The sequence below is a fragment of the Pseudarthrobacter sp. S6 genome (assembly GCF_050156575.1).
Taxonomy (GTDB): domain Bacteria; phylum Actinomycetota; class Actinomycetes; order Actinomycetales; family Micrococcaceae; genus Arthrobacter.
In genome coordinates this window covers 2,762,261-2,776,324 of sequence record NZ_CP189581.1, presented here as the reverse complement: position 1 = coordinate 2,776,324, position 14,064 = coordinate 2,762,261, and the positions used below count along the sequence as shown (strand labels likewise).

Sequence of the window (14,064 nt, the reverse complement as noted above, 5' to 3'; positions counted from 1 at the left end):
GGCCAACGCGCTAGCGATGAAGCGGTGGTTGGACAACGCTGAAACCGCCGTGGCCAACCACAGCGACCGCCTGAATGCCATCAACATCTTCCCCGTGGCGGATGGTGACACCGGCACAAACCTTTACCTCACCGTGCGGGCAGCCGCCCGTGCCCTGCACAGAGACCCTGCAGGGCAGGACGAGGCAGTCCCTGCTGATGCTGGCCAGTCGGATGTCGGGGCAGTGCTGGCGCGCGCCGGCCGGGCCGCGATGGAGCAGGCCCGCGGTAACTCCGGAACCCTCTTCGCGGTCTTCCTCTGCGCCGCGGCTGAGCCCCTGGCCGGTCACACCCGCCTGACGTCCACCCTCCTGGCCGCCGCATTGAACCGTGCCCAGATCCGGGCCTGGTCCGCGTTGAGCGATCCCGTCCCAGGCACCATGCTCTCGGTCATGGAAGCCGCCGCCCGGGCCGCCGCGGCGGTGGACGCCGGGCACAACGGCGACGACAGCAATCAAGCCCTGGGCAAAGCCCTCGACGCTGCCGTCAACGGTGCATTAGAAGCCGTCGTCAGCACCGAGAGCCAGCTGGCCGCCCTTGAAGCCGCCCATGTGGTCGATGCCGGGGGCGTTGGCATGCTGCTCATCCTTGACTGCCTCCGTTCAGCCGTCCTGGGCGAAGGGCTGCAGGGCGAACTCCTCGACGGGCTCCACGGCTATGACGTGCAGGACCCCCACATCCATGCTGACATGCCGGTTGACGACGGCGTTGAGGTCATGTGCACCATCAGCCTTTCGCCTCTCAGCGCGGCCACCCTGCGCCAGCGGCTCGACGAAATCGGCGAGTCCGTCATCATGAGCCAGGTGGACAGCCTGGCCGATGCTGAGGGCAGCTACCGGTGGCGGGTCCACGTCCACGTCCCGGACTCCGCACCCGCGGTCGCCCTGATCCGATCCCTTGGTGAACCCAGTGACATTTCGGTCAGCGAACTCGCCATGGCCCGGGATCCCGAACCAGCTCCGGTGAACTCCAGTGGGCATGAGCGCTGAACTCGGCCTTGGCCTGGAACGCCTGATCGGAAAGCGGTCAGCGCAGGCTATTGAGAAGCACCTGGGCATCGCCACAGTGGGCGGCCTGCTGAATTACTTCCCCCGCCGCTACCTGAACCGCGGCGAACTGACACCCATCAGCGAGCTTCCCGTGGACGAGGAGGTCACGCTCATTGCGCGGGTGCTCTCCAACAGCACGCGCAAGATGCATACCCGCCGCGGTTCCATCACCGACGTCGTGATTACTGACGACGCCGCCTCCCACGGACGTCCGCGCCTTGCCGCCGTGGGCCCCGGCAGCGGGCACGGCACGCTCAAGATCACCTTCTTCAGCGGCTACCGGGCCCAAGCCCAGCTCCTGCCCGGCCGCCGCGTGATGTTCTCCGGCAAGGTGACCAGGTACGGCCCCTCACTGGGGCTGACCAACCCGGACTTCCACCTCCTGGACGAGGACCCGGACATGCCGGCCACAGACCCCGAAAAGCTCGCCGCCATGCCCATCCCGGTGTATCCGGCCACCGCAAAACTCACCAGCTGGTCGATTCAGAAAGTCATTTCCACGCTGTTGGAAACAGTGGATCTGGACGCCCTGCCGGATCCGCTGCCGGAGGCGGTCGCCGCGCGGGAGGATTTCCTGCCTGTGGCTGAGGCCTACCGACTCATCCACAAGCCGGAATCGCACGCAGACTGGAAGAAGGCCCAGGAGCGATTGCGCTACCAGGAGGCCCTGGTCCTGCAGGCGGCATTGGCACGACGCCGGGCCCAGCTTGCGGCCGAAGAAGCCACGGCGCGGCGCCCGGCCACCAACGGGCTCCTGACGGCGTTCGACAAGCAGCTTCCCTTCACCCTCACCGCCGGGCAGGACGCCGTCGGAAAAAAGCTTGCGGCAGAACTGGCGCAGGACAGCCCCATGAACCGGCTGCTGCAGGGCGAGGTCGGCTCGGGCAAGACCATCGTCGCGCTGCGGGCCATGCTGCAGGTGGTGGATGCCGGCGGGCAGGCTGCGCTTCTGGCGCCAACGGAGGTCCTCGCCGCCCAGCACTTCGATTCCATCCGGCGGACCCTGGGCTCCCTGTCCCGCGACCCCATGCTGTCCCCTGACGGGCTGCTGGGCAGCCTGGCCGAAGGGGCCGTGCAGGTCACTCTCCTCACCGGCTCCATGCCGACCGCCGCCCGGAAACGGGCCATGCTGGACGCCGCATCCGGCGCGGCAGGGATCGTGATCGGCACGCATGCGCTGCTCAGCGACAACGTCGCGTTCTACGACCTTGGCCTGATCGTGGTGGACGAACAGCACCGGTTCGGCGTGGAGCAGCGGGACGTCCTGCGGTCAAAGGCGAACAAGCCGCCGCATCTGCTGGTCATGACGGCCACGCCCATTCCACGAACCGTGGCCATGACGGTCTTCGGCGACCTCGAAACCTCCGTCCTGGACGAACTCCCCGCCGGCCGGGCGCCGATTTCCACGCATGTGGTGGGCCTGGCCGAGAATCCCGGCTGGGCCGACCGCATCTGGTCCCGATCCCGTGAGGAAATCGACGCCGGGCACCAGGTATATGTGGTGTGCCCCAGGATCGGAACGGACGACGACGGCGATTTCACTCCCGGGGAAGCGGAACCTTCCGTGGCTGACGTGGCAGGGGACGGCGCTGCGCGCGAGCTCGCGTCGGTGACTGCCGTCGTCGAACATCTCCAGCAGGAGCCGGCCCTGGCCGGTGTGCCCCTTGGGCCGATGCACGGCCGTTTGGACGCCGCAGTGAAGACCGCCGCGATGGCCGACTTCACCGCCAACCGGACCAAGCTCCTGGTCTCCACCACCGTTATCGAAGTCGGCGTCGACGTCCATAACGCAACGCTGATGGTGATCCTCGACGCCGACCGCTTCGGCATTTCCCAGCTGCACCAGCTGCGCGGCAGGGTGGGCCGCGGCGGGCTTCCCGGGACGTGCCTGCTGGTCACCACCCTGGAACGCGGGCACCCGAGCCGCCGCCGGCTGGACGCCGTCGCGGCAACCACCGACGGCTTCGAGTTGTCGCAGGAGGACTTGAAGCTGCGCCGCGAGGGCGACATCCTGGGCGCTTCGCAGTCCGGCGGCCGCTCCACACTGAAACTGCTGCGCGTGCTGGAGCACGAGGACATCATTGCGCAGGCGCGCCAGGACGCCCAGGAAATTGTGGGCGCAGATCCTGCCCTGGCGCGGCATCCGCGGCTGGCGGAGGCCATCGACGAATACTTGAACCCCGAGAAGGAGGCGTTCCTTGAGCGCGGATAGGAGGCGGCCATGAGCCGCATCATCGCGGGCGCCGCAGGCGGGACACCTCTGGTCAGCGTCCCCGGCTCCCTCACCAGGCCCACCACCGACCGCGTTAAGGAGGCGCTGTTCTCCCGGCTCGACGCCTTTGGGATCATTGCCGGTGCCCGGGTCCTGGACCTGTACGCAGGGTCCGGCTCGTTGGGCGTGGAGAGCGGCAGCAGGGGCGCTGACACCGTTGACCTGGTGGAATTCGATGCCAAGGCCAGTTCCGTGTGCCAGCGCAACGCGGACCTGATCAACGGTGTACTGGGCCGCAAGGCCGTGACGGTCCACCGGTCCAAGGTGGAGTCCTTCCTGGAGCGCGCGGCGGAGCCGTCCAGCTGGGACCTGGTGTTCCTGGACCCGCCGTATCCGCTGGATGATCCGGCCCTGTCGGCGGTGCTGGGCAAATTAGCGCATCACCTGGCCCCTGCTGCCGTGGTGGTGGTGGAGCGGTCCACGCGTTCACCGGAGCCGTTCTGGCCGGCCGGCCTGGAACAGTTCGCGGAGAAGAAGTACGGCGAAACGCGGCTCTGGTTTGCCGAGCCTTCGGTGCTTCCGGAGGACTGAGATTCAGCCGGCGAGCCCATCCAGGTCCACGCCGGCGAGAACCTTCGCGGGGTGCGGGCCTCGTTCCGTCAATTCGGCTGTCCAGGCTTCGGGCCACGGAGTCTGCGTTCCGGCGAGGATGATGTTGCCGGGGTAGCGGCCCGCGAACATCCCGGTTTCGGCGAAGGCGGCAACGTCCGCCATGGCGCTGCGCATGGCGGCAGCCTGACTCCGCACCAGGGTCAGCCCGGGTTCGTCGCCCACGTTCACGATCAGCAAGCCTTCCGTTGCGAGGCGTGCCCGGACCTCCTGGTAGAACTCTTGGCAGGCGATGTGGGCCGGGGCTTCCGGACCAGAGAAAATGTCCAGGATCACGACGTCGAAGTGAAGTTCAGGGTCCAGCTCCGCCAGGGCGTCGCGGGCATCGCCGATCACGGAATGCAGGTCGGTTCCGTCAGGAAGGGGGAGGTGCTGCAGGACAAAGTCGAGGAGCTCGCGTTCCAGCTCCACCGCATACTGGACGGATCCAGGCCTCGTCGCCTGGATGTAGCGCGCAAGGGTCAGGGCTCCGGCACCAAGATGGAGCGCGGTGATTGGCCGGCCTTCGGGAGCGGCGAGGTCCACCATGTGGCCGATCCGTCGCAGGTACTCGTAGAAGATCTCCTCAGGATGCGCCAGATTAACGTGGGACTGCTCGGCCCCGCCGATGCTCAGCACGTAGCCGCCGTCGGTGAAGGCATCGGGCTCGATGGAGGCGTGCTGTCCAGTGGTCCGCAGGAACCGCGTGGATCGTGTGCCGCCCGGCTCCGCCATCAGAGCTTTCCGCTGAGGGTTGCCAGCCTGGCGGCGGCCTCCTCGAGGAGCTCAACTTTCTTGCAGAACGCGAACCTGAGCAGGCTCCGTGTCCGTTCCGCGCCCTCCGGGTGACAGAAGACGGGGACGGGGATGGCGGCCACTCCCACCAGTCCGGGTAGCCTTCGTGCCAAATCCACGGAGTCGCTGATGCCAAGGGGTGATATGTCCACGGTGACGAAATACGTTCCCTGCGGCGTGTAAACGTCGAATCCTGCGGCGCGGAGGCCCTCGCTGAGGATGTCCCGCTTCTTCTGGAGACTTGCCGAAACGCCCCGGTAAAACTCGTCCGGCAGCGCGAGGCCGGTCGCAATGGCCGACTGGAACGGTGTACCGGAGCTGTAGGTCAGGAACTGCTTGACCGTGCGGACAGCCGCCACCAGGTGTTCCGGGCCGGTCAGCCAGCCGATCTTCCAGCCGGTGAAGGAGAAGGTCTTTCCGGCGGACGAGATGGTGATGGTCCGCTCAGCGGCACCCGGCAGCGAGGCGACGGGAATGTGCCTGACCCCGAAGGTGAGGTGCTCGTACACCTCGTCGGTGACGATGAGGCAGTCATGCTTTGTGGCAAGCTCGACGACGCGCTGCAGGACATGCCGGGGGAAGACGGTACCGGTGGGGTTGTGCGGATTATTCAACAGCACCACCCTGGTGCGGTCGGTGAAGGCCGCTTCCAGCGCCGTCATGTCCGGGTAAAAGTCCGGAGCCAGCAGCGGGGCCGTGACGTGGGTGGCGCCGGACAGGCCGATTACGGCGCCATACGCGTCATAAAAGGGTTCAAACGTCAGCACCTCATCACCGGGGCCGACGAACGCCAGCAACGTTGCGGCGATCCCTTCGGTGGCGCCGGTGCTGATGATGACCTCGGTCAACGGGTCCGGGGTCAGCCCGTAGAAACGCTCCTGGTGTGCGGCCACGGCCTCACGCAGTTCCAGGATGCCCTTACCGGGTGCGTACTGGTTGGCTCCGGCTTCGATGGCGGCCACCGCGGCCGCCTTGATTTCCAGCGGTCCGTCCTCGTCAGGAAAACCCTGCCCGAGGTTGATGGCGCCGGTCTGCCCCGCCAGCGTGGTCATCTCCTCGAAGATGGTGACGCCCAGTTGGCCGGCGGGTCCCAACAGGTTGGCGCCTGAGGCGGTGCGCTGCCACGGGGCAGGCACTGTGGACATGGAAAGGTCCCGTGGTGGATGCATCCAGTCATGGTATCCCGGCCGTCCCATGCGGTAGGTTCGGTGGATGAGACGCGCTGTCTGCCCCGGATCCTTTGACCCCATTCACAACGGCCATCTCGAGGTCATCGCCCGTGCCGCGGGCCTCTTCGATGAGGTGATCGTGGCGGTGTCGACCAATTATGCGAAGAAGTACATGTTCAGTCTGGGGGACCGCCTGGATATGGCGCGCGAAACCCTGGCGTCACTCAAAGGCATTGTGGTGGAACCGGTGGGCGACGGTCTTTTGGCCGAGTACTGCCGCCAGCGAGGGGTCTCCGCGATCGTCAAAGGTCTCCGCTCGTCCTCAGACTTCGACTACGAACTTCCGATGGCCACGATGAACCGCCAGCTCAGCGGCGTCGAAACGGTGTTCCTGCCGGCCGAGGCGCACTACCTGCATTTGTCATCCACCCTGATCAAAGAAGTGGCCGGTCTGGGTGGCAGCGTGTCCGACTATGTGCCCCGGTCGGTACATAAAAGGTTGCTCGCGGGCGGGTCTGCCTCCGATCAGCCGCCAAGAGGGTAGGCTAGTCCGGTACTTCGACGGCCGTCCGTCGCCTGGTTTGAGTCCCTGCGGTTCTTCAGGCTAGGATGGTACGTCGGTCATATGTTCAACAGGAGTTCTCATTAAACGAGATGCTAGTTCGCCCTTGGCGTTCGACGTCAAGGACATCGGGCGCAGCCCGGGAAGCATGCGGACACTGAAAGAACATGTACCCGCACCAAGTGACCTTGGTGTGGCACTCATTGGCGTTCAGGAAGGCTCGGACATCGAGCTGGATCTGAGGCTTGAGGCCGTACACGAAGGAATTCTGGTATCAGGAACCGCGGTCGCCGAAGTAAAAGGCGAGTGCGGCCGATGCCTGGATCCCCTTGCGTATGACCTTGAGGTCAATGTGCAAGAACTTTTCTTCTACGAGGGCGCTCAGTTCTCCGACGGAGAAGACGAAGAAGAGCAATATCGAATCGAGTACGATCTAATCGATCTTGAGCCGGTGTTGCGGGACGCAGTTGTAACCATGCTGCCGTTCCAGCCGGTGTGCCGGGAAGACTGCCAGGGCCTTTGCTCCGAATGCGGAGTACGCCTGGAAGACGAGCCGGGGCACCACCACGAGGTCGTAGATCCTCGCTGGGCTGCCCTAGCTGACTTGGCTAAGCCTGACCGGCAAAACTGATTTGTAAGTGTTTTTCTAGAGAGAAATGAGTTAGCCGTGGCTGTCCCGAAGCGGAAAATGTCTCGCTCGAATACCCGCGCCCGCCGCTCCCAGTGGAAGGCAACTGCCCCCCACCTGGTGAAGACCGTAGAGAACGGCCAGGTTACTTACAGCCTGCCGCACCAGGCGAAGGTCGTTACCGACTCGGCTGGCACTGCGTTGTTCCTTGAGTACAAGGGCCGCAAGGTCGCAGACGTCTAATCGGCCGCTTGGGCTGACATGATGTCTTCAACTGAAGAGCTTCTGAAGCGTCTCGGTGTCTCCATTGACGCCGGGACGCTTCGTCTTGCTCTCACACACCGTTCCTACGCCTACGAAAACGGCGGCATCCCCACTAACGAGCGGCTCGAATTCCTGGGCGACTCCATCCTGGGCTTCTCCGTGACCGATGCCCTGTACCGGGACAATCCCACCCTGCCAGAGGGCGACCTTGCCAAACGCCGCTCTGCGGTGGTCAGCACGCGCGCCCTCGCCGGCATCGGCCGAAGCCTCGGCATCGGGGATTACATCTACCTGGGGCAGGGCGAAAAGCTCACCGCGGGCAAGAACAAGGCTTCCATCCTGGCGGACACCATGGAAGCACTCATTGGTGCCACCTACGTGTCCAACGACATCGAGACTGCCCGTCAGCTGGTTATGCGCCTGATTGGCCCGCTCCTGAAGGATGCTGCCGCCCTCGGCGCCGGCACCGACTGGAAAACCAGCATCCAGGAACTGTCAGCCAGCAGGCAGATGGGCACTATCTACTACGCCGTTGAGGGGGCGGGGCCGGACCACGCCCGGACCTTTACAGCGGTCCTGAATATTGGTGGCAAACCGTACGGCAACGGATCAGGCCACTCGAAGAAGGAAGCGGAACAGGAAGCTGCCGCGGACGCCTGGCGTCAGCTCTCCGGAACTCCCGGAGCCGCCGCTGCCCCTGCAGCGGAGGGCGCATCACCAGAGTCTTCCCGCAGCGTCTAGGCTGAGCCGTGCCCGAACTGCCTGAAGTTGAAGTGGTCCGCCGCGGACTGGTGAGCTGGGTCCGCGGCCGAACCATCACAGGGGTAGACGTGCTGGACCCGCGCTCCCTCCGCCGGCATGCAATGGGCCCTGAAGACTTCAGGGGCAACCTCCAGGGCACCAAGGTTGTGGACATTGTGCGCCGCGGAAAATTCCTGTGGATGCCGCTGAGCGCGGCTGCGGAGTCCGCTGGCGCACCGCCTGTTGCCCTGATGGCCCACCTCGGGATGAGCGGCCAGCTCCTGATGCAGGACGGCGAAGTGCCGGACGAGAAACACCTCAAGGTCAGGCTGCGGCTGAGCCCCGTGGCCGGAATGCCTGAACAACTCAGGTTTGTTGACCAGCGGATTTTCGGCGGGCTGTTCGTCACCGGCATGATTCCCACGGACGACGGCGGCCCTGGCGGCCAGTCCGAATCTCCCGTTGCGCTGATCGCTGAGGAAGCTTCCCACATCGCCCGGGACCCGCTGGACCCGGCGTTTTCCTTTGACCTTTTTTACGGCAGGCTGCGCAAGCGCAGGACGGGCCTTAAACGCGCGTTGTTGGACCAGGGACTCGTCTCAGGAATCGGCAACATCTATGCCGATGAGGCCCTGTGGCGGGCAAAGCTGCACTACGCCAGGCCCACCGACACGCTGCGCCGCGGCGACGCGGAACGGCTTATCACCAGCTCCCGCGAGGTCATGCTGGACGCTCTGGCGGCAGGGGGCACCAGTTTCGATGCGTTGTACGTCAACGTCAACGGCGCCTCTGGTTATTTCGACCGCTCCCTGAACGCCTACGGGCGGGAAGGCAAACCCTGCAGCCGTTGTGCCGCCGTCGGAATGAACTCCACGATCCGCCGCGAGCAGTTCATGAATCGGTCCTCATACTCCTGCCCGGTCTGTCAGCCGCGCCCGCGCAACGGACGCTGGTAGCGCGCCGCGCCCTGCCGGGCATGATCGGGCGCTGTCCGGTGCAGGGACAGACGCCCGGAAATCCGCGGCTTTCCGCTATAACACAGTAGATTTGGGGCAGCAAAGCAGCCGCTTCAGCCACTCAGGAGACCAGAAACACCTTGCACCTCAAAAGCCTTACCGTCCGTGGGTTCAAGTCGTTTGCATCGGCCACAACCTTCGATTTTGAGCCTGGCATCACGGCAGTCGTGGGGCCGAACGGCTCCGGCAAGTCCAACGTGGTGGACGCCCTCTCCTGGGTGATGGGGGAGCAGGGAGCTAAAACGCTCCGCGGCGGCAAAATGGAGGATGTCATTTTTGCGGGGACCTCCGGGCGCCCGCCGCTTGGCCGGGCCCACGTCTCCCTGACCATCGACAACACCGACGGTGCCCTGCCCATCGAATACAGCGAAGTCACCATCTCGCGGACTCTCTTCCGCACCGGCGGCTCAGAATACGCCGTTAACGGTGCCAGCTGCCGCCTCCTCGACATCCAGGAGCTGCTCTCGGATTCCGGTATGGGGCGGGAAATGCATGTCATTGTGGGCCAGGGCCAGCTGGACAAGGTCCTGCACGCCACGCCGGAGGACCGCCGCGGCTTCATCGAGGAGGCGGCCGGGATCCTCAAGCACCGCCGCCGCAAGGAAAAAACGGTCCGCAAGCTTGAAGCCATGCAGGCGAACCTGCAGCGGCTGAGCGATCTGACCGGGGAGATCAGGCGCCAGCTCACGCCACTCGGCAAGCAGGCCGATGTGGCACGCCGCGCCCAACGGGTCCAGTTCGACGTCCGCGACGCACGCGCGCGGCTGTTGGCCGACGACCTCGTCCAGGAACAGAGTTCACTTGAGCAGGACGTGGCCGACGAAACGGCGCTGAAGGCCCGCCGCGCGGTGGTGGAGCAGCAGCTGGAGGCGGGCCGCCGGCAACAGGCAGCCGTGGAACAGCTCGCAGCCGAGGCAACACCAAAGCTCAACGCCGCCCGGGATACGTGGTACCGGCTCTCCGCTTCCAGGGAACGGCTTCGTTCCCTGGGCTCACTGGCCCAGGAACGCGGCCGCCTGCTGGGTGCCGTTGATGCCGAACCGTACTCGGGCAGGGATCCTGAGCAGCTGGAACGGCAAGCCGTCCGGGTCCGGGATGAGTTGATGGAGCTGGAGCGCCACATCCTTGACCGGCGCAGCGCGCTGGACTCGGCGACGGCGGCGAAGAACGCGGCCGAACTCGAGGCGTCTGCCGAGGAGAAAAGGCTGACTGCCGTCCTCCGGGCCGCAGCGGACCGCCGCGAGGGCCTTGCGAAGCTTGCCGGACAGGTTGGTGCCGCACGATCGCGGGTTGAATCCGCGCAGGCCGAGCTGGGCCGTCTACGGGAGTCACTCGCCGCCGGACAGGAACGCCGCTACCGGGCCCAGTCCGAGTTCACCGCCTTGGAAACCCAGGTGGCGGGGGCGGAGGAGGGGGAGGAAAGCCTCGACGCCGACTACGAGGACGCCAGCGCAGAGCTCGACGCCGTCGTCCAGGAGATTGCCGAGCTTACGTCCGTGGGGCGGGAAGCTGTCCGCGAACGTGACGCCCTCTTGGCCCGCAGGGACGCACTGCAGCTTGGCCTCAACCGAAAAGACGGCGCGGCGCACGCCCTCAACTCCGGGCTGGATGGCGTTGCGGGGGCGCTTGCCTCGAGCCTGACTATTCAACCGGGTTATGAGGCTGCGATTGCCGCGGCGCTGGGCGGGGCCTCCGAAGCGATCGTGGTCCTGGATCCTGACGTGGCCGCCGTCGTGGTTCAACTTCTTAAAGACGACGATGCGGGGCGTGCTTCCCTGCTGCTGGCGTCTGCTGTGCCCGTGCGGGACGCAACTTCCGGCACGGGCGAGCTCCTGCCGGCAGGCGCACGCTGGGCTGTGGACTTGGCATCCGCCGAGGGCGGGGCCGCCCTTACGGTGGCCGCGCTCCTGACCGGGGTGGCAGTTGTTGAAGACCTGGATGGTGCGGGGCTGCTCGTTGCCGAACGGCCGGACCTGACAGCCGTGACCCGGGCCGGGGATGTGTTCACCGCCCTGACGGTGACCGGAGGCTCGGCAAATGCGCCGTCCCTGCTCGAGGTGCAGGCCGCCGTGGACGACGCCGAGGCCCGGCTGGCCGTTGTCACCGCGGATCTGGAACGGAACCGATTCGCCCTGGCCGGCGCCGAGGCCCGGCGCGCCGAGGCCCGGACGAGAGCGGAGGCTGCCCTGGACCGCCTGCACGATTCCGACGCCCGGCTCGCGGCCGTGGCCGAAAGGCTCGGCCACCTGAACTCCATCCTGCGCAGCGCCGTCGGTGAAAGCGACAGGCTGGCCACTTCGCTGGCCAGGGCGGAGGCGAATGTTGTGACAGAGGAGCAGGCGCTCGCCGCCGTTACCGCGCGCCTTGCTGCGGCGCAGGAGGCGCCGGCTGAAAAGGAACCCTCCACCGAACAACGTGATGCCCTCGCTTTGGCGGCGTCGTTGGCCAGGTCTGCGGAGATGGACGCGAGGCTTTCGCTGCGCAGCACGGAAGAGCAGTTGACCGCCACGAGCAACCGGGCTCTGTCGCTGGAACGGGCAGCGGCCACTGAACGCCGGGCACGCGAAGAGGCCGCCGAACGGGCGCGCCGCCGTCGGATCCAGGCCCAACGGGCGGCTGCTGTCTCCGCTGCGGTGGAGCTGGCACTCCGGTTCATCGACGTGTCTGTGGCGCTGGCCCGGCATGAACGCGACCTCGCCGAAGAGAACCGGGAAGAAGGGGACCGTGCGCTGCTGGAGACCCGGACAACCAATGACATCCTGGCCCGCGAGCTGGCGGAACTAACTGACTCGGTTCACCGGGACGAACTGGCCCGCGCCCAGCAGCGGGCGCGGATTGGAGCCCTGGAAACACGTTCCATCGAAGAACTCGGGATCACGCCGGACGTCCTGGTGGCGGACTTCGGCCCGGACGTTCCCGTGCCCGTCCCCGCAGCGGAAAGTGGCGACAAATGGGCGGCCCTGCGGACCCCGGTGGACGACGACGGCACACCGGTCCCCGACGGCAAGCCCTTTGTCCGCGAGGAGCAGGAGAAGCGCCTCCGGAAAGCCGAAAGGGACCTGTCAGCCCTGGGCAAGGTCAACCCGCTGGCGCTCGAGGAGTTCGCCGCCCTGGAGGAACGGCACCAGTTCCTCAGCACCCAGCTGGAGGACCTGAAATCCAGCCGCAAGGACCTGCTGGACATCATCAAGGAAGTGGATGACCGGGTCCAGCGTGTCTTTACCGAGGCCTTTGAGGACACCCGGGACCAGTTCGTCCACGTCTTTGAACGCCTCTTTCCCGGCGGCGAAGGCCGGTTGGTGCTGACGGATCCTTCGGACATGCTCACCACCGGAATCGAGGTCGAAGCGCGACCTGCCGGCAAGAAAATCAAGCGCCTCTCACTGTTGTCTGGAGGAGAACGGTCCCTCACCGCCGTCGCCCTTTTGGTTGCTATCTTCAAAGCCCGCCCCTCGCCGTTCTATGTTATGGACGAGGTTGAAGCGGCCCTTGATGACACCAACCTCGGCCGGCTCATCACCATCTTCGAAGAGCTGCGGGAGTCCAGCCAGCTGATCGTGATCACGCACCAGAAACGGACCATGGAAGTGGCTGATGCCCTGTACGGCGTCACCATGCGCGGCGACGGCGTGTCCACCGTCATCAGCCAGCGGCTGGGCGCCGACGTATAGAGTCCGCGCAGGTGGCCACCCGATCCCCTGCCACGTTTGTGAGAAGCTAGGGGAGTGAATGACATCCTCCCCATTATTCTGTCCATTGTTGCTGCCCTGGCGGTTATTGGCGGGCTGATCCCGGTCCTGTTGAAGACGCGGAAGAACATCACCCAGTACCCCGGGACCCGTGACGCCAATGATCCCGTCGCCGGCGGGGGAACACTGCTCGAGGACGCGCCCGTGGTTCCGGCCGAGCGCAACGCTCCCGCCGGCGTCGACCTCGAAGTCCTTGAAGTCACCGACGTTCCTGATGACGTGGCAGGCCTGGAAACCATCCAGGTTGAGACCCCCCTCCCCGTTGCCGGCCGCCTGACCCGGCTCCGCGAGCGTCTGGTCCGGTCGAACAACATCCTCGGCAAGAGCCTGCTTGCGTTGCTCTCCAGCGACAAAATCGACGAGAACGTCTGGGATGAAGTGGAGGAGACCCTCCTGCTGGCCGACCTCGGCACCGAACCCACCATGCAGCTGGTCGACGCCCTCCGGGAGCGCGTGAAAATACTCGGCACCAGGACACCCGACCAGGTCAAGGCTCTGCTCCGCGAGGAACTGATCAAGCTGGTGGACCCCACCATGGACCGCGCACTGCGCACCGACAGGCACGCGGACAAGCCGGCCATCGTGCTGGTGGTCGGCGTCAACGGCGTGGGCAAAACCACCACCGTGGGCAAGCTCGCCCGCGTGCTTGTTGCCGAGGACAAGGACGTCCTGCTGGGCGCGGCGGACACCTTCCGCGCCGCAGCCGCCGAGCAGCTGGCCACGTGGGGCCAGCGTGTGGGTGTACCCACCGTGAAGTCCGACGTCGACGGCGCAGACCCAGCGTCCGTCGCCTATGAGGCGGTTAAGGCCGGCATTGACCAGGAAGTCGATGTTGTCATGATCGACACCGCCGGCCGCTTGCAGAACAAGACCGGCCTCATGGATGAACTCGGCAAGGTCAAGCGTGTCATCGAAAAGCTGGCCGAGGTGGATGAGGTCCTGCTGGTTCTGGACGCCACCACCGGCCAGAACGGCCTGAACCAGGCCCGCGTCTTCGCCGAGGTAGTGAACATCACCGGCATTGTCCTGACCAAACTGGACGGGACCGCGAAGGGCGGCATCGTGGTGGCCATCCAGAAATCACTCGGCGTGCCGGTCAAGCTGATCGGACTCGGCGAAGGCGCCGATGACCTGGCCCCGTTCGAAGCCGAGAGCTTCGTCGACGCCCTGCTGAACTAGGAACCGGGTTTACC

12 protein-coding genes are annotated in these 14,064 nt (G+C 65.8%); 10 read left to right on the top strand and 2 right to left on the bottom strand.

All coding sequences use genetic code 11. From position 1 onward, the window contains the following. Positions 1 to 16 precede the first annotated feature (16 nt). The 3 genes from ACQCS0_RS13280 to rsmD are packed head-to-tail and all read left to right on the top strand — an operon-like array spanning position 17 to position 3,890. Positions 17 to 1,027: a DAK2 domain-containing protein gene (locus ACQCS0_RS13280; protein ID WP_354153696.1), complete on the top strand. Its 1,011-nt coding sequence runs from the start codon at positions 17 to 19 to the stop codon at positions 1,025 to 1,027. After that, a complete protein-coding gene (locus tag ACQCS0_RS13275) occupies positions 1,017 to 3,299 on the top strand; it encodes an ATP-dependent DNA helicase RecG (RefSeq protein WP_354153697.1) in 2,283 nt (760 codons plus the stop codon). The genes ACQCS0_RS13280 and ACQCS0_RS13275 overlap by 11 nt, the downstream gene beginning before the upstream one ends. A gap of 9 nt (positions 3,300 to 3,308) precedes the next feature. Further along, positions 3,309 to 3,890 (top strand): 16S rRNA (guanine(966)-N(2))-methyltransferase RsmD, encoded by a 582-nt coding sequence (gene rsmD / locus ACQCS0_RS13270; protein WP_426938525.1) that lies wholly within the window; start codon positions 3,309 to 3,311, stop codon positions 3,888 to 3,890. A 3-nt stretch (positions 3,891 to 3,893) separates the two neighbouring features. Here the strand turns inward: rsmD and ACQCS0_RS13265 are convergent, their stop codons facing one another. After that, positions 3,894 to 4,682, bottom strand: coding sequence for a spermidine synthase (locus ACQCS0_RS13265; protein WP_426938524.1), 789 nt, complete (start codon positions 4,680 to 4,682; stop codon positions 3,894 to 3,896). After that, a complete protein-coding gene (locus ACQCS0_RS13260; protein WP_426938523.1) occupies positions 4,682 to 5,911 on the bottom strand; it encodes an aminotransferase class I/II-fold pyridoxal phosphate-dependent enzyme in 1,230 nt (409 codons plus the stop codon). The genes ACQCS0_RS13265 and ACQCS0_RS13260 overlap by 1 nt, the downstream gene beginning before the upstream one ends. A gap of 43 nt (positions 5,912 to 5,954) precedes the next feature. On the opposite strand from ACQCS0_RS13260, the gene coaD reads away from it, so the two are divergent. The 7 genes from coaD (at position 5,955) to ftsY (ending at position 14,050) form a co-directional block, all read left to right on the top strand. After that, on the top strand, positions 5,955 to 6,455 hold the full coding sequence (gene coaD / locus ACQCS0_RS13255) for a pantetheine-phosphate adenylyltransferase (RefSeq protein ID WP_185260839.1): 501 nt from the start codon (positions 5,955 to 5,957) through the stop codon (positions 6,453 to 6,455). A gap of 124 nt (positions 6,456 to 6,579) precedes the next feature. Then, positions 6,580 to 7,104, top strand: a complete 525-nt coding sequence (locus tag ACQCS0_RS13250) for a YceD family protein (RefSeq protein ID WP_185260838.1) — start codon at positions 6,580 to 6,582, stop codon at positions 7,102 to 7,104. Positions 7,105 to 7,140: 36 nt separating this feature from the next. Then, a complete protein-coding gene (gene rpmF / locus ACQCS0_RS13245) occupies positions 7,141 to 7,344 on the top strand; it encodes a 50S ribosomal protein L32 (RefSeq protein ID WP_009356569.1) in 204 nt (67 codons plus the stop codon). A gap of 21 nt (positions 7,345 to 7,365) precedes the next feature. Then, on the top strand, positions 7,366 to 8,106 hold the full coding sequence (gene rnc / locus ACQCS0_RS13240) for a ribonuclease III (protein WP_426939562.1): 741 nt from the start codon (positions 7,366 to 7,368) through the stop codon (positions 8,104 to 8,106). Between the two features lie 8 nt (positions 8,107 to 8,114). Further along, a complete protein-coding gene (gene mutM, locus ACQCS0_RS13235; RefSeq protein ID WP_354153703.1) occupies positions 8,115 to 9,062 on the top strand; it encodes a bifunctional DNA-formamidopyrimidine glycosylase/DNA-(apurinic or apyrimidinic site) lyase in 948 nt (315 codons plus the stop codon). Between the two features lie 140 nt (positions 9,063 to 9,202). After that, positions 9,203 to 12,793 (top strand): chromosome segregation protein SMC, encoded by a 3,591-nt coding sequence (gene smc / locus ACQCS0_RS13230; protein ID WP_426938522.1) that lies wholly within the window; start codon positions 9,203 to 9,205, stop codon positions 12,791 to 12,793. A gap of 54 nt (positions 12,794 to 12,847) precedes the next feature. After that, a complete protein-coding gene (gene ftsY / locus ACQCS0_RS13225; protein ID WP_426938521.1) occupies positions 12,848 to 14,050 on the top strand; it encodes a signal recognition particle-docking protein FtsY in 1,203 nt (400 codons plus the stop codon). Positions 14,051 to 14,064 lie beyond the last annotated feature (14 nt).